This is a genomic window from Pseudomonadota bacterium, assembly GCA_030775045.1.
Classification (GTDB): domain Bacteria; phylum Pseudomonadota; class Alphaproteobacteria; order JALYJY01; family JALYJY01; genus JALYJY01.
On record JALYJY010000024.1, the window covers coordinates 1 to 19,012 of the forward strand.

A 19,012-nucleotide genomic window follows, 5' to 3' on the forward strand; every position below is an offset into this window, starting at 1 on the left:
GGACGGGGCTGTGCGCACCATGGTAGGCGGGCGCACCTACCAGGACAGCCAGTTCAACCGCGCCACCCAGGCCCTGCGCCAGCCGGGCTCGGCCTTCAAGCCCTTCGTTTATCTGGCCGGACTCCAGGCGGGCCTCACCCCCGACAGCCTGGTGGAGGATGCTCCCCTGCAGATCGGACAGTGGCAGCCGGCCAATTTCGACAATGAATACCGGGGCACCGTGACCCTGCAGGATGCGCTGGCTTTTTCCCTGAACACCGCCGCCGTGCGCGTTCTGGACATGGCCGGAACAGGCCGGGTCCAGGATGTGGCCCGGGCGCTGGGCATCACTTCACCGCTGGGCCATGACCTGAGCCTGGCTCTGGGTACCAGCGAGGTGACATTGCTGGAACTGACGGGCGCCTATGCCGGGCTGGCCAACGTGGGTGGCCGGATCACCCCCTGGGGCATCCAGGAAATCCGCAATGCAGAAGGCAAAATTCTTTACCGGTACAGGGATCTTGAGCCTCTTCCCGTCCTTCCCGAAAACCAGGTTGCAACCCTGAACAGGATGATGACGGGGGTGCTGGCCTGGGGCACAGGCCATGCCGCCGCCTTTGACCATCCCGCCGCCGGAAAGACAGGCACCAGCCAGGATTACCGCGATGCCTGGTTTGTGGGCTTTACGGATGATCTGGTGACAGGCGTGTGGATGGGCAACGACGACAATTCCCCCATGAAAAAGGTATCGGGAGGCGGCCTGCCCGCCCGCCTGTGGCATGACTTCATGGCGGCCGCCCATGCCGGCCTGCCCGTGCGACCCGTTCCGGGAACAGGAGATACCCTTGCTCCGGATGTGATAGATCCTTCGCAGCCCCAGCCCCTGCAGGTGGATGCCACATCCCCTGCCCGGGTACCCGCCACAGAAACCGCCATCGGCCAGCTGGAAAACCTCCTGGGCCGGATCATCGGGACGGAGTAGGATCAGGCCAGACGAAGTTCCGGCCAGGTGATGGAAATATAACCTTCCGCCTGTCTCTGCTGGGCCTCTTCCCGGGGTGGATGTGGCTGTAAGGTGCGCTCTACAAGCCATCCGATTTCTTTCACCCGGCGTTCCTTTTCCGTTCAGCACGGCATCGGCCAGAGCCCACCCCAGGCCGTCCAGAAAAGCCTGTTCCAGAACCGGCCGGACAGCCTGACGGTTTTCATGCTGCAGCCAGTCCCACACCTCAATCATGGGATTGGCAGGACGGTCGGAAGACAGTTTTTTGAAAAAGATATCCGCCAGATATGGCGCACAGGCCTTCAGATGATCGGTTTGTGATTCCAGCGCCAGGATGAAATGATGGGCCTCGGTATGCCTCCCGAATTTAACCAGGGCACGGACAACAATACAGGAAGCCTTTCAGGATGTTCCTTCAGGACTTTCCGGACATCTTTCATAATGCAGAAGAAAAAGGAAATTCACCATCATCATCGTCTGCAAGAAACTCCCGAAGAACAAGAGCCGGTCGCGGCGCCAGCCAGGCTATCGGATCTGTTACACAGACGCGTTCATTCCCTTAGGGAACAATATCCAGATACCGTTCCGGATAGTCCGCCATCTCCAGCACCAGCCTGCACACATGGACCAGACCAGCCAGATCGGCCTTTACACCCTCAAGCTCAAACATCGGGTTTCCCTTTCGGTTGGACTATCGTCCTGCATAGCCTGAAAGGCTGAAAATAAAAAACAGCTACTGCAGGTCCGCTTCCGGAAAGGACCGGTCCTCGCACCAGGGAACAGCGCCGATACACCTCAGGGTATCGGTTTTCTGGCAATCCTGCACATCCTCGACACTTTTCCAGCCGTGTTCAGCCATGGTGCGGACCGAAGCATCGCAACACCCAGTGTCACAGGTTTCCTGAAGGCGCTCATAATAGGGGGACAGCGCTGCAGGATCCCGCTCTCCGGAACCGGCAAGAGCAAGAAATACAGAAACAGCCAGAACAGAACCTGCTTTCATGCCTGCTGCCCTTCCTGCTTCAGAAACTCCAGCGCCTGTCGTACATCGCCCGAAATCAGGGACCATTCGGTGACCTCGGCAAAGCCCTGCTTTCTGTACCAGGACAGGGGATGGCCGTTATTCCTGAAGGTGTAGGTGTCAAAGCTGGTGACCTGATATTTCTCCAGCGCTGTCTCATACAGCCGGATGCTCAGCTGGCGGCCAATATCCTGCTTCTGAAAATCAGGATGCACGAACACCTCGCCATCCACCAGATGGTTCCCGTCCCACCAGGGCTTCACGTCGGCAAAGAAAGCCCCCACAGGCCGGTCGCCCGCGAACGCCGTGAAACACAGTTCTGGATTGCGCCTGAACCAGTACTCCAGAAGCCGGAGCGCTGTCTCCGGCGTCCACTTCTCCCCCACCTGGAAGTGGCCATACACCGCCGCATATACCCGGGCCAGTTCGTCCAGGTCTTCGGGTTTTGTGGGGTGGATGGAGGGGGTATTTCTGGTCATGATTACAGTGTCACACCGGCAAAAGCCGGTGTCCAGTTTTGTCTTTGCAGTAATCCCGGATCAAAGCTTGTCCCGGACCTGATCCAGGGGGCAGGACAGGCAGAAGAAGCAGAGAAGTTTTTTCAGCCGAGTCTGGGAGCCGATGTCATTCCTGCATCAGGGCTTTGCGCAACCGTACGGACCCGAGAGGCTGGCAGAGCAACATTTTCCCTATGAACAGGTTTCTGTGGGAGATCAAAACTGCCCATGCTGTCGGCACAGGACCGGATGGCAACAGGTTTTGCAGCTGTTCCGCTTTCAGAAGCCTCTGCAGAAGGTGAACTGCAGAATTTGAACATTGCGAGGCAGGCAGCAAGTCCGACGTAAAATGATCTTTTCAGATGCGGACCGCGGGTAAAGTGACGGAATGCCTCAAATATTTCAAATGCAGCACCCCAAAACGTTTCTCCAAAAGCATCCCTCATGGCAGTAAACGGATGGCGCGTAAAGCTGGGCTTTTTATAAGATTTTTCTTCTTTTTTATTATTGCTGTTGTTCTGGTTTTCTGCCTCAAACAGGCTTTTGGTCAATCCTGTACCCAGCGCAAGAGTCCCAAGAATAATATAGGGTACAATACCGATTGCCGTTATCACACCCCGTACCACATACCCCGCAACAAGAGCGCACATAAAAACTGGCTTGAGAAGCTCCTGTTGTTCAGGGCTCATTTTTCTGAAAGTCCTGACCGCGATATTATGTTCTTTCTGATTATGTTCCATATCGATCCCTTCCCGGATTTATAAAATGATCGGTATCGAGGACGTTAGGGCAGGGTTTTACTTTCAGCAAGTTGATATGAATACAGCCCTTGTTTGTTGAAGATTATAAAAAGGCATGATCACCCCGGCGCCTTTGCCTCTTCCGCCAGCCTGGCCAGCGTCACATCGAGGCGCGGCACCTCTTTCACTGCACTGCCCAGGCGGATGGATTATTGTGAACCTTTTTTCAGGTGCTCTCTGGCGGCCTGGATATCAATGGCGTCGATCTGCTGATAGTCCCTGTTCAGGATGGATTTGTATGCAATCAGCTGGTGCGCGGACAGGGCCGGTACGGTCAGGCCGAAAATCTCCCTGTTTTCCACGTCGGTAAAATCCGTCCGGACATGCTCCCAGTGCCGGGATACACTGTTGTATATTCTTGTCTGGTCACCGCCGCTGATATCAATCTGCTGCCCGTGATGATCCAGAGTGATCAGGGGCAAATCCCATTTTTCGTCCTGAAACTGTGCCGGTCCAAAAACAATATACGGTTTTATATCGGGAAGAATTTTTTCGAAATCACGGCTGTGCACCTCGATATCAATATCCTTGAGAAGCCTTGGGCTGCCATAGTTTTTGGCCGCCAGCCCGCCGGAGATTACATAGCCAATCTTATGTTTTTCCAGAACTGAAACGATCCACCGGAAGGCTTCTTGAGGATTTTTCAGTGCTTCCATGCTCTCTACCCCGATTTTTTGGGCTTATCTGCCAGTCTGGCCAGTGTCGCGTCCGACCATCAGGAATATTAACTTTATTTTCAGAATTCTGAAGTAGAATTCCCAAAAAACTGCAGGAGTTGTAAAGTGGCAGACTGGCAAGAAACAAATTGGGAATTTTTTGAGCCTAAAAGTATTGCGGAGATACCAGCCTGTATGGCAGAGGCTTTAAAGATGGACGCTGAAGAAGAACGCCACGTCCAAAAAAGCCCTGCAGATCCCTACCCCAGCAGGCTTTTTAATCTTATGAAAAATGTCAGGGAATTTTTTGCCAGAAATCCCCAATATGTAATTCGTAATGTTGATAGAAGTTCGAGCGGAGAGCTTCATGTAAGCAAAGCACCGGGCCAGCTTTTAAAAATGAAAGATATAAGCGATTTATTGGCCAAGGGCGCCAGAAGATCAGCGCATGCTACCATTCATAATATTGTAACCCGCCCTTATGCGTTTAATACTTATCCACCTGGCGGTCTGTCGGAGAGATTTAAAACCTACTGCATAGAGGCCGGACTTTCACCTTCCGATTTTACGATAAAAGGAGAGTTTGCCACGTCGGAAACGCCGGCTGATGAGCGCGTAAATGATGATTTTCTCCTGGACAAGGAGAGAGAATTTTATTTGCGCCGGGTTTCAGATGCCATAGATGTATTAAGCAGAAGCAGGTCTGATGAAAAGGTTCAGAGTCTCTATATTTCACAGCAGAGGCGTGCCGCTGAAGAAGCAGGGTATGGCCCGAAATTTGATCAATATATCCAACAGGTTCGGGCCTTGCGGGGAACGCAAATGCCCCATCAGATTTCGTATCAACAGTTAACTGCTTTGGAAAAAGAATTATTTGGTGAAAATTTTCAGAAAGCCAGGGCATGGGTAAAGAATAACAAAGATATATCCAGTACGCTTTTCTATCTGGAAACAGCAGGTTTTGTATTTCCGGAAAATCTGCTGCCGGCTGGACTCTACACCAGCGTTCATACAGATATTCTGGATTATGGCGTCGCAATTGTCAGAACGCGTATGCTTCTGACGCTGTCAACACGGAGCTATATTCCTTCGGAACAACGGACAGCATACCTGCAGGATCGCGAAAGAATAATAAATAAGTGGACTAACTGGGCCGAGAAAAACGGCCTTGATCCAAAATTTATCAAGCCTGATTACAAAAAACCTAGGCCTGTGGGTCCAGAACATGGTGGATAAGTTTCCTTTTTCACCCCGGCGTTTTGGCCTCGTCCACCAGTCTTTCCACCGCCGCGTCGAGGGCCAGCACCTCTTGTCCGTCGCTGCCGAGGCGACGGAGGGAGACGGCGCGGTCTTCAGCCTCGCGCTTGCCGACCACGGCCAGGATGGGGACTTTCTTTAAACTATGCTCGCGGACCTTCAGGTTGATCTTTTCGTTGCGCAGGTCCGTGTCCACGCGCAGGCCAGCCTTGCGCAGCGTCGCTGCGACTTCCTCGGCATAAGTATTAGCTTCACTTGTAATCGGCGCGACGACCACCTGCAGCGGCGCCAGCCACAGGGGCAGCTTGCCTGCATAGTGCTCGATGAGAATACCGATGAAGCGCTCCAGCGAGCCCAGAATGGCGCGGTGAAGCATCACGGGCCGGTGCTTCTGCCCATCTTCACCGATGTACGTGGCGTCCAGACGCTCGGGCAGCACAAAGTCCAGCTGCAGCGTGCCGCACTGCCACGTGCGGCCGATGGCGTCGGTCAGATGGAACTCCACCTTGGGGCCATAGAACGCGCCCTCGCCGGGCAACTCTTCAAACGATAAACCAGCGCCGCGCAATGCTTTACGTAAACCGTCTTCGGCCTTGTCCCATGTGGCGTCAACACCCGCGCGCGGCGTGGGGCGCAGGGCCAGTTTCACGCTGATGTTCTGGTCAAAGCCCAGGTCCTTGTACACCTGCAGCTGCAGTTTGAAATAGCGCAGCGCCTCTTCCATAATTTGATCTTCAGTGCAGAAAATGTGCGCGTCGTCCTGCACCATCGACCGCACGCGCATCAGGCCATGCAAGGCACCCGACGCCTCGTTCCGGTGGCATGTACCAAACTCGGCCATGCGGATGGGCAGGTCGCGATAGCTCTTGATGCCCTGGTTGAAAATCTGCACGTGGCAGGGACAGTTCATGGGCTTGATGCCCATCATTTTTTCGCCCTTGTCCACGGGCACCTTGAACATATTGTCGCCATACAGATCCCAGTGGCCCGAGGCCTTGAACAGGCTGCTGTCCACCAGCTGAGGCGTGCGCACCTCGACGTATCCCGCACCCTCCAGGCGGCGGCGGATATAGTTTTCCAGCGCGCGCCACAGCGTCCAGCCGTGCGGATGCCAGAAAATGCTGCCCTGCGCTTCTTCCTGCAGGTGGAACAGGTCCATCTCGCGGCCCAGCTTGCGGTGGTCGCGCTTTTCCGCTTCCTCGATCTGGTGCAGGTGGGCGTCCAGCTCTTTCTGGTCGCGCCAGGCGGTGCCGTAGATGCGCTGCAGCTGCGGATTTTTGGCATCGCCACGCCAGTAGGCTCCCGCCACTTTCATGAGTTTGAACGCCTGACCAATCGCGCCGGTGGAGGGCAGGTGCGGGCCGCGGCACAGATCCATCCATTTGCCCTGGCGGTAGATAGAAATGGGCTCGCCGGCAGGCAGATCGCGGATAATCTCGGCCTTGAACTTCTCGCCCAGTTTTTCAAAGTGTCTGATCGCATCGTCGCGGCTCCAGACCTCACGGATAAACGGTTCGTTGCGGGCGATAATGTCCCGCATTTTCGCCTCGATCTTCGCCAGGTCGTCGATGGTGAACGGCTCTTCCCGGTAAAAGTCATAGTAAAAACCCGTGGCGATGGCCGGGCCGATGGTGACCTGAGTACCGGGATACAGCTCCTGCACCGCCTCGGCCATCACGTGGGCCGCGTCGTGGCGGATGATTTCCAGCGCGTCCGGATGCTGGCGCGTGATGATCTCGATCTTCGCGTTCTGGTCGATGGTGCGGGAGAGGTCCTGGTCCTGGCCGTTGACGCGGATGAACAGAGCTGCCTTGGCCAGGGACTTGCCAATGGATTCCGCCACTGCCATGCCGGTCACCGGCCCGCCAAAAGTGCGCACACTGCCGTCGGGCAGTGTGATGGCGATTTCCTGGGCGGCAACGGGGGAAGACATGGTGAGGCTCCTGTAGATTGTATTTTCACCGCAGGGCCTTCCGTCTCTTTCCGTCATACCAGTGAAAGCCGGTATCCAGTTTCTTCTTGGAATTTTCCAGAATCTTTCCTTATGGAAAGACAGCAGAAAACAAACTGGACCCCGGCTTTCGCCGGGGTGACGGTAAAAAGGTGACCTTCTGCGGTAATTACCAGCCTGTTTTATAGGCCAGACAGCCTTTCCTGTCACCCGGAATCCCGGACCGCTGTGCGAAACGTCAGGAATGCACGACGCCGCCGGGCAGTGCGGATACCGCCGATAATGTCGGATTTCCTAGCCGTGATCCTGTGTTGCCATTCATAGCGGGCGGGGCCGGACAGCACAACCAGACTGCACTGCTCCAGAAAGACGGGCTTTTTCTGTCCGGTTTCGGGATTCGAGAAATCCATCACACAGGCCGATCCCAGGCTCAGCGAGGCAATGGCTTTCCCAAAGCAGGGAATGCAGTCGATATGTGCGGAGATCCCCTGCCCCGGCAGGTATTCATTGACGATGACCTGATGGGGTGGCGACGGAAATATCCCTTTGTCATGCAGCCTGTGGCACAGCGAGCGCAGCCAGTCCGGCAGCGGCCCCAGAAAAGCATCCGACCGCACCGTCCGCTCTTTGTAGTCATACCGCCATCCATAATGCTGCACCCACCGCTTCAGATCCGCCCGCCAGGGCTGGCTGTCGATGCGGGACAGAAGAAGCACCTCCTGTGCCAAGCCTATGAAATCCGGAACAAAGACAAGACCCGGGATACAGTACTGCGCCTTCTGTGAGGATTCTGGAAAAGGGTTTTCGGGAATTACTTTCATATTCTGCTGTTACTCTCTCAGGTATCAAGAAATAGAATCACAGGAAGGTAAAGACAGACATGTTCGCATGGTATCGTATTGGAAACTATAAAATCGTTGCGCTGATTGCCGGGGATTTTGCCCTGTCCCTTTCACTACAAGGTTCAGAAAATCTGTTCGTCTGGAATTCTGCGGTCCGGTTTTTTGTTCATGGAGACGCAAGGGATTCCCTTGAAAATTTCCGTAATAAAATCGGGTTCTCCTGGACAGGTGGAGTTTTTGAATTTCTGGCCAGACAGGAAAATGGAAAAATGGTTCTGCTGAAACAGAGCGACCCCCTGCGCCAAGCTACCCATCTTGTGTGTGGGCGCCTGTCGACCCTGGAAAGGTTTGCCAAAGGGACTGGAATTCCGGATGGGGAAATTTTTCCGGTTCCTGTTACGACAGAGCCTTTTGCAGGCGCAGTGCCGGTATCAATACAAAGTGACCAGCAGGTATTAACACAAAATCACCCGACGTTTTTTAGCCCATCGATCTCAAACCTCCAAACGCTTGATTCCGTGCGAGTATCCTTGGGCGACGAAACCATACAAGAGATTTACCATGATGTGGGCTTGCTGCAGCAGGCTGTTCAAGGTGGTATCAATCAGGAAGTTAGATATGAGGCCGGCCAGCATCCGCATCTGAAAGCCCTCTTCAGTTTCATTACAAAATCCCCCCTGTATCTTGTTGAAGGAAAAGGCAGCGGTCAGCTGGAATTGAATGAAGTGACAGCCATTCACCATGCCGATGGTACTCCCCTGTCACTGCCATCAGATCTGGGTTCAGGAAATAAACTTCCCTCCTATATAGCCGGTGCGAACCTTACAATTTCCGATAATGATGTGTCTGTTACAGGATTCAGGCTTGTCCTGAACGGTACAGGCCCGTCCGGCCCTGTCGCTCTGAAAAAAGGTCCCCTTGTTTTCATTACCCGGACGGGTGTCCAGATTTTTGTCCAGCCTGGCATGAAGGCCGCGCTGATTACGCCGGATGAAACCATGGGACAAAAAACTATGGAACTGCAGAAGGTGTGGGCGGCGGGTAGTCCTGCTCCAGCGGCAGCAGCCCCTGCAGCAGCACTCAACCCCTGAAACACCAACAGCCCGTCCGGTTTCCCGGACGGGCTGTCCTCTGGAGAGGCGGGTGTTACTGCATAGAGTCGCCGTATTTGCGGCGGAAGGATTCAGTAAGCCGGACGACTTCCGGAAGGGGCCGGTATCCGGCAGGTTGTCGAAGGGGGTACATGAATGATCTTTGTTTGTTCCAAAATCAGAAGATATACCTTTTATATTTTTTTCATCCTATATCATGGATAATCTCAAGAATACCCTCCTATAGATTTTTATTCGGGATTCGGGGATAATGTTCCCATGCTCAAGCATTCTGACATCTGGCAGGCCATAGACCGTCTCGCACGGGAAAGCGGCCTGTCTGCATCAGGGCTCGCCAAAAAAGCCGGCCTTGACCCAACCACGTTCAACAAGAGCAAGCGTGCGGGTCCTGGCGGCCGTTTGCGCTGGCCATCGACCGAGAGCATCTCCAGGATCCTGGAGGCTACAGGACAGTCCCTGTCGGCTCTGGTCTCGATGATCGACGGCGAAGCCGGATCCGGCACCCAGCGCGTTCCGGTCATCGGATACGCGCAGGCCGGAAAGAAAGGCTTTTTCGACGATGCGGGCTATCCCGTCGGCAATGGCTGGGATGAACTGCTGTTCCCCAACGTGGGCGACCCGCAGGCCTATGCGCTGGAAGTCAGCGGCGACAGCATGGAGCCGGTCTACCGCGACGGCGATATCCTGATCGTGTCACCTGCGGCCCAGCTGCGCCGCGGTGACCGCGTGGTGGTGCGCACAAAGGACGGCGAGGTGATGGCCAGGCACCTGTCACGCCAGAGTGCGAATCGAATCGACCTCCAGTCGCTGAATAAAGACCACGAGGACCGCACCCTGCCCATGGCCGACGTGCAGTGGGTTGCCCGAATCATGTGGGTCAGCCAGTAGGCTCTTCCACCTCCCCTTTCCTGTCACCCCGGTGAAAACCGGGGTCCATTGTTAGTGCTATGCTAGAGAATGGATCCCGGCCTGCGCCGGGATGACGGAGTGGTGAGACTTCTATCCCTGTTGCTGCAAGTATTTTGGCAGGTTACGCTGTGCCCATGTTCATTCATGGCTGCAGGAGCAGGATATGAAAAAAGAAAGGTTTTTGGAGTTTCTGGGGTTTTCAGGCATTGCTGCTTTGCCCCTGATATTCGGAAGTATCGTAACAGGTTCCTGCCCCGGATCTTCCCCTGCTCCCGTGGACTGCGATGATCTGGGGAAAAAAGTCGGCAAGGTTCTGGGCATGAAAGACGGAAAGGCTATGATTTCCCGTGGGCAGGTCGTTTCCGGCCCTGGAAAATCTCCGGTCACTGAATTTCAGGTTCGATACGTAACGGGTGAACCCATGGGAATCATCCAGAACAGCAAAAATAACCTGTACTGGACGCCCAAATTATGGCCCGGATCTGAACATTCTTTTTTTATTGGAAAAGTCGACGCCTCCAACCCGGTTGTCACCTATATCGATAGCTGTGCAACACCGTAATTTTCCGGCAGGCCCTGTCATCCATTTCCTCTTCCCCAGAAGGAAAGGTAAAGATGGGCCCCTTTCCACCAATCCTGTTGTTGCAAGTATTTCGCCGGGTTACTGTAATATCAGCCAACCTTACGAAGCGGAGAAAAGATGCAGCAAAGAGTTGCCAGAATTCTTGCCGGAATGAGCATTGGAATTGCTCTTGTTTCAGGAGCACGCCTGTACTCTGCATCTGCTTCTCCCGTGGACTGCGATGCCTTGGGCGATAAAGTAGGCAGGATTCTGGGCCTGGATGAAAAAATCCGGATTTCCCGCAAAAAGTCCTTCGGCGGGTGGCTGTCAGATCCAATGACCGAGGCTTACATCCAGTCCATGAATGGGGGGTTCAGAGGGATCATTCTAAACGACGGCAAAGATAACCTGTACTGGATGCCATCTTCCGGGCCTGAATCACCGCACCCCCTCCTCCGGGGAGAAACCACCTACATCCCCCTTGGAAAAACTTCCGCTCCCAAAGGCACTGACCCCAACACGGTTGTCACATACATCAACAGCTGCGTGAACAAGACTGCTGCTCCCTGATCCAGAATTATCTCCCTTGTGGGAGAGGTAAATCACCCCGCTACTCCAGCCCGCTTCAGCACCCCCAGCGCCTCGTCCAAGGCCTCGCGCAGGGCGGCGACCATGCGGTCGATGTGTTCTTTCTGGATGATGAGGGGCGGTGAGAACACGATGGTGTCGCCCATGGCGCGCAGAATCACGCCGCGCCTGATGGTCATATCGTAGACTATCATTCCAACCTTCAGGTTCTCCGGGAACTGTTCCCTGGTGGCCTTGTTGCGCACCAGCTCCACCCCGCCCATGAGGCCGATGGAGCGCACATTCCCCACCAGCGGGTGATCGGCCAGCGTGCCCAGCGCTTTTTCCAGATGCGGCGCCAGGGCGCGTACGTGATCCACCAGCCGGTCTTCTTCCACGATCTTTACGGCTTCCAGCGCCACAGCGGCGGCTACCGGATGGGCAGTAGATGTAAACCCGTGGCCGAAGCTGCTCACCTTGTCCGCCTGCGACTTCAGGACCTCATAGATGCGGTCGGTGATCATGAGGGCCGAGATGGGCATATACGCTCCCGACAGGCCCTTGGCGCACACGATCATGTCCGGCGTCAGGTCCATGGTCTGGCAGCCCCACATGTTGCCGGTACGGCCGAATCCGGTCACCACCTCATCCGCGATGAAAAGAATATCGTGTTTTTTCAGGATGGCCTGCACCCGGCTGTGATAGCCCGGCGGCGGAATGATCACCCCAGCCACGCCCATGACCGGCTCGGCGATGAAGGCGCCGATAGTCTCCGGTCCCTCCTTCAGGATCAGGGCCTCGAGGTTGTCCGCCATGCGCTGCGAGAACTGGTCCTCGCTCTCGCCCGCCTGGCCGTACCGGTAATACCCGGGATAGTCCGTGTGCAGGACCTGGGGGATGGGCAGATCAAAATTGAAATGCACGTGGGGATGGCCGCTCAGGCTGCCCGCGCCGATGGTGGTGCCGTGATAACCCTTGCGGCGGGAGATGATCTTTTTCTTCTGCGGCCGGCCCAGCGCGTTGTTGTAGTACCATACGAACTTCATGGCTGTGTCGTTGGCCTCGGACCCCGAGCTGGCGAAGAAGACCTTCCCCATGGGCACGGGAGAAATGGACAGCAGCTTGTCTGCCAGCGCGATGGCGGGCGGGTGGGAGCGATGGTTGAACACATGGTAATAGGGCAGCGTGTTCAGCTGCCGCGTGGCCGCATCAATCAGCCGCTGCTCACTGAACCCCAGCGAGGCGCACCACAGCGCCGCCACCCCCTCCAGATACTCCCGCCCTTCCGTGTCATAGACGAACACACCCTTCCCGCGCTCGATGATGAAGGGGCCCCTCTCCTCGTGCAGTTTCAGGTTAGTGAAAGGATGCAGGTGGGACGCCACATCGCGGCGGGACAGGGATTTGCGGTCATCCATGGAAACCTCCGGGGTTGCAACCTGTGGGAATCATAGTCCACACCCGGAAACATTAAAAGATACCCGTCCGGATTTGCTGAAAGTAAAACCGGCTCCTAATATCCCGACAATCGTATTTTGGCCTGATGTTCGTCCAGAAAGGGAGAAATCATGGAAAAAGACAATCATGGTATCTGGCACTATCCGGTAAAAGCTTTTGCTGCTCTGGCAGCATTGACCGGCGGCCTGATCACGTTCATTGGCGGCATCGTATATGTGCCGCTTTGTGGCCTTGTCCGGGCTGGCCGGACCTGGAAAACACACATGGACCATGTAGCGTACGAGCTGGACCAGGAACAGGGAAAAAAGGACTGGCCGGGCAAACATAGCCGACGGTCAATTACTGCAGGTATTATTATTGTTTCTGGTACTGCCCTGGCGCTGTATGGAACCTGCAGATCATCCTCCACAGAGAAAACTGAAACTGCCCCTGAAACAGGGAAACCAGCAGCCAGTATCCGTCCCTGCGCTGACAGCACTGGCAGGTCCTGTACCGGACAGCCCGCGATGCAGGGCCGGCCTGCACCTGTTCCTGCCAGGACAGCACCCACAGTAACACCGGCTGCTCGCATTCCGCGACCGTGAAAACAGGCCTTTGCCTTCCACTGTCATGCCAGCGAAAGCTGGCATCCAGAAGCGCGTCTGCGCGTCATGTGAGTCTGCGGCCTGCGGACGCAGACCCGCTGGATCCCGGATCAAGTCCGGGATGACGGAAAAAAGATGAACAAAACAGTTATGCAGGCAGCCTAAATTCCCGGCTGGCCCTTCCCCCTACTTCTTCTGCCCGCCCAGAAAACCTTTCAGCAGATCCTTTGCCTGGTTTTCCAGCTGTTTTTTCGGATCCTCCGGCTGCTGTGGCGCAGGTTCTGCGGGAGCGGTCTGTGTTTCAGGCGCAGGCTGTGCGCCGGGTGCCGGTTCGCCGGGAGCAAACAGGGTGCCTTTCTTCAGCTGGTCCTTCAGGGATTTCAGCTGATCCAGGGCTCCTTTCGGGTCCTGCATGATCTGCTGCACCGTGCCGGACAGGTCAGGCGCAAAGGACAGCCTGTCAAAGGTTCCGCTGACCACCACGGGAACGGTCAGCCCGCCCAGGTCCGTTTTACCCCCCTGCCCCTGCAGCGTGCCTACCAGTTTGGGCTCCAGGCGGTAATTCACGGTCTTTGGTACCAGACTGATCTGGCCGGCCCCGGTGACCCGCAGGACGGGCGCCATCATCTGCAGGGTGCTGTTGACCACTCCATTTGTAATGGTGAAATCCGAGGACAGTTCGGCAAAGTCTGTTTTCTCGGCATCGCTGCCGGCCTGGAATGCGCTGCCGATATTGCGGGCCATGGCGGCGATGTTGATTCCACGGATAGCCCCGTCGCGGACCATGAAATTGCCCTTGCCGTCCAGATTTCCGACCATGTCCCGCTGGCTTTTGCCGGACGTGCGGACAGACATTTTGCCCTCCCCGGTTCCGGTCAGCCGTTTGAAGTCGGCAAAGGCCCGCAGAAGCTGCTCCACCTGGATTCCGCCCATGGTGGTCTCCAGGGTCACCGCGGGTGTGGTTCCCGACGCATCAAGTCCCAGCGTACCGGCAATCTTTCCATCAAAAATCCGGGTCTCCGGAAAGGATGTATCCAGATTTCCGTTGACCAAGGCTATGTCCAGCACTGTGGGGCCGGTCTGCGCCTTTTTGATCACAACTCCGTCCAGGGACACTTTCAGATCGGCGTCAACAGACTTCAGGCCGGAAAGATCCAGCGGCTCATTGCTCCAGCCTGCGGCAGACGCGGGCGCGGCATGTGCCTGTGAAACAAGACGGACAGAGCTTTCCGCGCTTTTGCCGGTTTCCCCGGCAGAAGCCATGAGCTTGTCCAGGTCCAGCACAGAAGTCTTCAGGGCCCCGGTAACCTTCGGCCTTGCCCCGGCCAGGTGGATCTTCAGATCACCGGTAGCTGACGTATCGTTGGCTTCAAGGGAAAGGCCGGACAGGGACACATCATCCCGGTTGGCCTTCACAGCACTGGACAGGCGAAAGCCGGTGACCGGCGAGGGCTTGTCCGCCGCCGCCATGGTGGCCAGGCGGATCAGGTCCTCGCCCTCTGCTTCCAGCTGGCCGGACACAGCGGGCCGGGATTTCGGGGACTCCAGGGTGCCCCGGAAGACAACCTTGCCATCACCGACAGAAATTTTCAGCTCAGCCGGAGAAGAGCGATCCTCCATCAGGCTGCGGGGCTGGCCGATTTCCCCCTCGCCCCGGATCTGCTTTTTGTCCCATGTGGCCGCGATCCTGAACTTTGCAGGCCGGTCCAGACCAGGCAGGCTGAAATTCACGTTCATGTCGGTGAGTAAGTGAAAGCTGTTTTTCCTGGCATCGGTCATGGACAGCTGGCCGTCAATGATCTCGAAACTGCCCACGCTCAGGGCCGCCACAGCACTTCCCCCGCTCTGCCGTGTTCCGGAAGTTTCCTGCACCGGGACAGATGCGCCCTCTTTTTTGCCGGGCGCAAATTCCCAGTTGGGCTTTCCGTTCCTGTCCGTTTCCAGGGAAATCACGGGCTCAGTCAGGACAAAGCGTTCCACCTGGATATCGCCCTCAATCAGGGGCCACAGGGCCACCACAGCTTCCAGCTTTTTCACTGTGGCCAGATCCTTGCCCTCTCCGCTGGCAGAGCCTGCCAGGGAAACACCCTCCAGCTTCACAGCCAGGCGCGGCAGGATGGTAAAGGACACAGGGCCCTCAATCCGCAATTCCCGTCCCAGGGCCTGCGTGGCCCGGGCCATAATGACCCCTTTGTACTTTTCGGCCGGAACCAGGAACGGCACAGCCACCGCAATGACGATCAGCAGAAAGACAATGGTGATCAGAAAGCCGAACAGGCGGCGCAGGAAGCCCTTGCGTTTTTTCGGGGCAGGAGAAGCAGCAGATGATGGAGAGGGCACGCAGAAACTCCCTTGCATGCGGAAAAAAGCAGAAACCGGATTATGATGCCGTCCGGTCCCAGTTTCAAGGACGCCGAAGTCTGACCTCCTTCAGGACATACCAATTGCCTTGCATCCCAATCCCGGCTATCGTCCCGGGAATACGCGTAACCTGAACAGTCCGGGAATTTCCAGTGACATCCCAGCCGGTGGACCAGGCTTCAGTTTCTTCCAGCGCCGTACAGGCGGGCCAGGATACCCTGTCCGCGGGCACACGGGCCGCTGTGTTCGCCTTTCGCGCCGTGGGCGCCCCCCTGCTGGCCGCTGTGCTGGAGGTCCGTGCCCTGGCGCCGGATGACGGCACAGGTCGCCGCCAGGAAGAAGATGCCTCGATCTTTGCCCAGCTTCTGACCACCACGGGCGATCTTGTCCGCATGGTATCCGCAGAGGCCGGGATCGGGCCCTCTGCCTCCGATGACGCGCCCCGCCTGACCCTTGCCGCTGCCGCCAGCGCCGTTGTGGCGGCTCATTACCGCGCCACGGGCAATGCCTCCCTGCCCCTGCAGGCGAAAGCCCTGATGGATGCGATCCGGGCCACAGCCAGCAGCGCCGGAGGCCCGGCAGAAAACCCTCCAGGAACAGGAGAAGTCTTTGCACAGACCCGCCTGCTGCGGGCCATGGCGCCTGTGCTTGCGGCTGTATCACGCTATGCCTTTGGCCGGCCCGAACCTGAACTTCTGGCCATGGTGGCCACCCGTCTGGGGCAGAAGGCCACAGACCTCACCGGCAAGCTCTGCCCCCCGGACGCGGGCGAGACTGACCGGCACCTGATGTACGCCACGGCCATGGAAGTGGCCGGCTGGATCTATGCCGAAAGCCACCATGTAGAGGCGGACCGGCTGGTGGACATGACCCCGGAAGAGCGGTCGGCGTACGTGGCGAAAAACAACAACCAGATCCCGCTGGATCCCGTCTGGACAAAGTTCGAGCAGAACCTGGCCATGCTGGTCACTCTGGTGCAGAGCCTGAAAGCCCCCGGGGACGCCGGCCTCGATGCCCTGGATATGGGGTAAGTCATGCCCGCGGCCACCACAGCACTTGCAGCCTGCCTGGTTATCGCATCCCACACCTATTCGGTGCCGGTGCCGGTGATGCTGGGCATCCTGCAGGTCGAGGGCGGGCGCGTGGGTCTGGAAATGCGCAACCGCAACGGAACGCATGATCTGGGGCCCATGCAGATCAACACCATCTGGATGCCCGAACTGGCCCGGCACTGGAAAACAGACGTGCGCACCGTCCGCCGCTGGGTCCGGGACGATGGCTGCACCAACATCCACGTGGGTGCCTGGATCCTGCGCCGCAAGATCCACGAGGCTGGCAACCTGTCCGGCGGTATTGCCCGCTATCATTCGGGCACACCCCATCTGGGCCGGAAATATCTGGGCAAGGTGACCAGGGCCATGCAGCGCCTTGGCCTTCTGGCCAGCAATCAGACGGGCAGAACCCGGTCGCGTCGTGGCTAGGACGGCGAGCCGGATCCGGCAGGTTTCAGTCACAGATCTGACCGGAAACTGGGGACTGGCCATGGACGGCAAGCCTGTCCACACACCTGCGGGGCTGGTCCTGACTGTTCCCTCCCGGGCGCTGGCAGAGGCACTGGCGGCGGAATGGCAGGCCCAGGGGGAAAAGATCCGCCCTGAAACAATGCCCCTGTTCCGGCTGGCCTGCACGGCACTGGATAAAACCCCGCGGGAGGAAACTGTCCGGGCCCTTCTGGCCTCTGCGGAAACGGACACCCTGTGCTATCGCGCAGAACATCCGGCAGCGCTGGCGCAGCAGCAGGCCGCGCAGTGGCAGCCTGTCCTGGCGTGGGCCCAGGAACGCTTTGGTGTCTCCCTGGCTGTAACAGCGGGAGTCAGCCACCGACTCCAACCCCCGGAAGCCCTGGAAGTGCTGGAGAAGGTTCTGTCGGCCCTGGATAATTTTACCCTGTGCGGGGTGCAGCAGGCCGCTTCCCTGACCGGATCGGTTATCCTGGCACTGGCCCTGGCGGAAGGTCACCTGTCCGCGGACCAGGTTTTTTCCCTGGCGTTTCTGGACGAGCTGTTCCAGACCAGCCAGTGGGGAGAAGACCCGGAGGCCACCCGCCGGCGGCAGGATATCCGGACCGAGCTGGAGGACACAGCCCGTTTTCTTTTTTCTGTAAAAAGGTAAAGCCGTGCCCATGACCCTTGACCAGATCGAGCAGAAAGTGGCGCCTGCCCTGCCCCGCTTCCGGGGGCTGAAAGCCGTCGTGCGGTTCGAGCTGGACGGCGCCGGGGTTCTGGTCCTGGACGCCACGCAGACCAGCCCCCTGCTGTCCCGGACCGACCGGGAGGCCGCCTGCACCATCCATACCACGCCGGAAAACCTCCTGAAACTCATGGACGGGACGCTGGATCCCACGGTGGCCTATATGACCGGCAAGATCAAAATAAAAGGATCCATGGGCGTGGCCATGAAGCTGAGTGCCATGCTGGGAGACTTACCTTGTCCCACAAGACCCTTCACGTCACTGTCCGGGGCCGCGTGCAGGGCGTAGGGTACCGCGCCTGGATCCGCAGACAGGCGCTGGATCTGGGCCTCACAGGCTGGGTCCGCAACCGCACCGACGGCAGCGTGGAAATCCTGGTGGCGGGCGAGAACACCGCCGTGGATCTTTTCGTGAAAAAATGCCGCACCGGCCCGCCCGGAGCCCATGTCACGTCCGTTGATCTGCAGGACGCCACCCTGCCCCAGGACCACACCGGTTTCGAACGCAGACCAACAGAGTAAAACCGCAGGAAAAGAACAGGACAGTGGATCTCCGGTCGAACCGGAGGAATCCCTTCTTCCCGAAAACAATAAGGAGTGATATTGTTTCGGGATTGAATGATTCCGGGCAGAATCCATGAGACTGTCACAGCTGGAACATACTGCGGACCTGGACAGGCTTCTGCCACAGATAGCGGAATGCTTCCGGAAACCACATCACAGAATACCTGGGGCCCAGCAACCTTTTGGTCTGGGCACAGACCATGTTTTCCACATCCAGGAACTTGTCCGGACAGGCCATCTTCAGACCATCACAGGTCTTGTGCATGCTTTTTCCGGGGAAGTCCTGCAAGGTTCCATCCTGCAGAACCGGGAGACCGGGCGCATCATCCGGCTTGATTTCCGGGACAGAAAGGGGAAATTCCATAATCCCTTTCGGGGGCCAGCCCTAGTGCGGTTCCATGAAAATGGAGCTGTTATGTACGAAGCCTGGCGGGCTCGTGGTGTTGCTCACCGGACTATCGGCCGGGGGCCTACTGATCGCCTGAGTGCAGACGATGGCAGGCTTCTTTCCGTGGTTTATTGTATCGATGGCCATCGTTTTTCCTCCCGCAGGACCTATGAGGTGGCCCTCGATAGCCGACCAGAGCCGCCCGTATTCCCGGGCCATGTCCAGCGGGAATTTCGTCTGGGTCTGTAGAC

General features: G+C 57.3%; 22 protein-coding genes. 12 read left to right on the forward strand and 10 right to left on the reverse strand.

What is annotated here, in order from left to right; genetic code table 11:
- On the forward strand, positions 1 to 961 hold a 961-nt coding region (locus M3O22_03405; protein ID MDP9195805.1), incomplete at its 5' end, for a penicillin-binding transpeptidase domain-containing protein.
- Between the two features lie 754 nt (positions 962 to 1,715).
- Here the strand turns inward: M3O22_03405 and M3O22_03410 are convergent.
- From M3O22_03410 to M3O22_03425, 4 genes are all read right to left on the reverse strand, one after another.
- On the reverse strand, positions 1,716 to 1,985 hold the full coding sequence (locus M3O22_03410; GenBank protein MDP9195806.1) for a hypothetical protein: 270 nt from the start codon (positions 1,983 to 1,985) through the stop codon (positions 1,716 to 1,718).
- Positions 1,982 to 2,482: a GNAT family N-acetyltransferase gene (locus M3O22_03415; protein ID MDP9195807.1), complete on the reverse strand. Its 501-nt coding sequence runs from the start codon at positions 2,480 to 2,482 to the stop codon at positions 1,982 to 1,984. Before M3O22_03415 ends, M3O22_03410 begins: the two co-directional genes overlap by 4 nt.
- A 122-nt stretch (positions 2,483 to 2,604) precedes the next feature.
- The gene (locus M3O22_03420) at positions 2,605 to 3,240 is read right to left on the reverse strand and encodes a hypothetical protein (GenBank protein ID MDP9195808.1); all 636 of its coding nucleotides are present in this window, start codon (positions 3,238 to 3,240) and stop codon (positions 2,605 to 2,607) included.
- Positions 3,241 to 3,449: 209 nt separating this feature from the next.
- Complete coding sequence (locus M3O22_03425) at positions 3,450 to 3,956, reverse strand: hypothetical protein (GenBank protein MDP9195809.1); 507 nt, start codon at positions 3,954 to 3,956, stop codon at positions 3,450 to 3,452.
- Positions 3,957 to 4,082: 126 nt separating this feature from the next.
- Between M3O22_03425 and M3O22_03430 the strand changes: the two genes are divergently transcribed.
- Positions 4,083 to 5,192: a hypothetical protein gene (locus tag M3O22_03430; protein MDP9195810.1), complete on the forward strand. Its 1,110-nt coding sequence runs from the start codon at positions 4,083 to 4,085 to the stop codon at positions 5,190 to 5,192.
- A gap of 10 nt (positions 5,193 to 5,202) precedes the next feature.
- Here the strand turns inward: M3O22_03430 and thrS are convergent, their stop codons facing one another.
- Together thrS and M3O22_03440 are read right to left on the reverse strand one after the other, a co-directional pair.
- Complete coding sequence (gene thrS / locus M3O22_03435; GenBank protein MDP9195811.1) at positions 5,203 to 7,146, reverse strand: threonine--tRNA ligase; 1,944 nt, start codon at positions 7,144 to 7,146, stop codon at positions 5,203 to 5,205.
- Between the two features lie 224 nt (positions 7,147 to 7,370).
- Entirely contained in the window at positions 7,371 to 7,892 is a 522-nt protein-coding gene (locus M3O22_03440; GenBank protein ID MDP9195812.1) for an alpha-ketoglutarate-dependent dioxygenase AlkB, read from the reverse strand.
- Positions 7,893 to 8,044: 152 nt separating this feature from the next.
- Here M3O22_03440 and M3O22_03445 point away from each other — a divergent pair, with 152 nt between their 5' ends.
- From M3O22_03445 to M3O22_03460, 4 genes are all read left to right on the forward strand, one after another.
- A complete protein-coding gene (locus tag M3O22_03445; GenBank protein MDP9195813.1) occupies positions 8,045 to 9,097 on the forward strand; it encodes a hypothetical protein in 1,053 nt (350 codons plus the stop codon).
- 279 nt (positions 9,098 to 9,376) lie between these two features.
- The gene (locus M3O22_03450) at positions 9,377 to 10,006 is read left to right on the forward strand and encodes a helix-turn-helix transcriptional regulator (GenBank protein ID MDP9195814.1); all 630 of its coding nucleotides are present in this window, start codon (positions 9,377 to 9,379) and stop codon (positions 10,004 to 10,006) included.
- Positions 10,007 to 10,190: 184 nt separating this feature from the next.
- Positions 10,191 to 10,589 carry a hypothetical protein gene (locus M3O22_03455; protein MDP9195815.1) on the forward strand — a complete coding sequence of 133 codons (399 nt, stop codon included), beginning with the start codon at positions 10,191 to 10,193 and terminating at the stop codon, positions 10,587 to 10,589.
- A gap of 138 nt (positions 10,590 to 10,727) precedes the next feature.
- A complete protein-coding gene (locus M3O22_03460; protein ID MDP9195816.1) occupies positions 10,728 to 11,159 on the forward strand; it encodes a hypothetical protein in 432 nt (143 codons plus the stop codon).
- Positions 11,160 to 11,191: 32 nt separating this feature from the next.
- Here M3O22_03460 and M3O22_03465 read toward each other — a convergent pair whose 3' ends face one another.
- The gene (locus M3O22_03465; protein MDP9195817.1) at positions 11,192 to 12,574 is read right to left on the reverse strand and encodes an aminotransferase; all 1,383 of its coding nucleotides are present in this window, start codon (positions 12,572 to 12,574) and stop codon (positions 11,192 to 11,194) included.
- A gap of 150 nt (positions 12,575 to 12,724) precedes the next feature.
- Here M3O22_03465 and M3O22_03470 point away from each other — a divergent pair, with 150 nt between their 5' ends.
- Positions 12,725 to 13,198, forward strand: a complete 474-nt coding sequence (locus tag M3O22_03470; protein MDP9195818.1) for a hypothetical protein — start codon at positions 12,725 to 12,727, stop codon at positions 13,196 to 13,198.
- Positions 13,199 to 13,384: 186 nt separating this feature from the next.
- Here the strand turns inward: M3O22_03470 and M3O22_03475 are convergent, their stop codons facing one another.
- Positions 13,385 to 15,538 carry an AsmA family protein gene (locus tag M3O22_03475; GenBank protein MDP9195819.1) on the reverse strand — a complete coding sequence of 718 codons (2,154 nt, stop codon included), beginning with the start codon at positions 15,536 to 15,538 and terminating at the stop codon, positions 13,385 to 13,387.
- Positions 15,539 to 15,711: 173 nt separating this feature from the next.
- Between M3O22_03475 and M3O22_03480 the strand changes: the two genes are divergently transcribed.
- The 5 genes from M3O22_03480 to M3O22_03500 are packed head-to-tail and all read left to right on the forward strand — an operon-like array spanning position 15,712 to position 18,331.
- Complete coding sequence (locus M3O22_03480) at positions 15,712 to 16,590, forward strand: hypothetical protein (GenBank protein MDP9195820.1); 879 nt, start codon at positions 15,712 to 15,714, stop codon at positions 16,588 to 16,590.
- 3 nt (positions 16,591 to 16,593) lie between these two features.
- Complete coding sequence (locus tag M3O22_03485) at positions 16,594 to 17,040, forward strand: lytic transglycosylase domain-containing protein (GenBank protein MDP9195821.1); 447 nt, start codon at positions 16,594 to 16,596, stop codon at positions 17,038 to 17,040.
- Positions 17,033 to 17,731, forward strand: a complete 699-nt coding sequence (locus tag M3O22_03490) for an ATPase (protein MDP9195822.1) — start codon at positions 17,033 to 17,035, stop codon at positions 17,729 to 17,731. The genes M3O22_03485 and M3O22_03490 overlap by 8 nt, the downstream gene beginning before the upstream one ends.
- Before the next feature lie 10 nt (positions 17,732 to 17,741).
- Entirely contained in the window at positions 17,742 to 18,098 is a 357-nt protein-coding gene (locus tag M3O22_03495) for an SCP2 sterol-binding domain-containing protein (GenBank protein ID MDP9195823.1), read from the forward strand.
- On the forward strand, positions 18,086 to 18,331 hold the full coding sequence (locus tag M3O22_03500; protein ID MDP9195824.1) for an acylphosphatase: 246 nt from the start codon (positions 18,086 to 18,088) through the stop codon (positions 18,329 to 18,331). The genes M3O22_03495 and M3O22_03500 overlap by 13 nt, the downstream gene beginning before the upstream one ends.
- Positions 18,332 to 18,455: 124 nt before the next feature.
- Here M3O22_03500 and M3O22_03505 read toward each other — a convergent pair whose 3' ends face one another.
- Complete coding sequence (locus M3O22_03505; GenBank protein MDP9195825.1) at positions 18,456 to 18,737, reverse strand: hypothetical protein; 282 nt, start codon at positions 18,735 to 18,737, stop codon at positions 18,456 to 18,458.
- A 21-nt stretch (positions 18,738 to 18,758) separates the two neighbouring features.
- On the reverse strand, positions 18,759 to 19,012 hold a 254-nt coding region (locus tag M3O22_03510; GenBank protein MDP9195826.1), incomplete at its 5' end, for a hypothetical protein.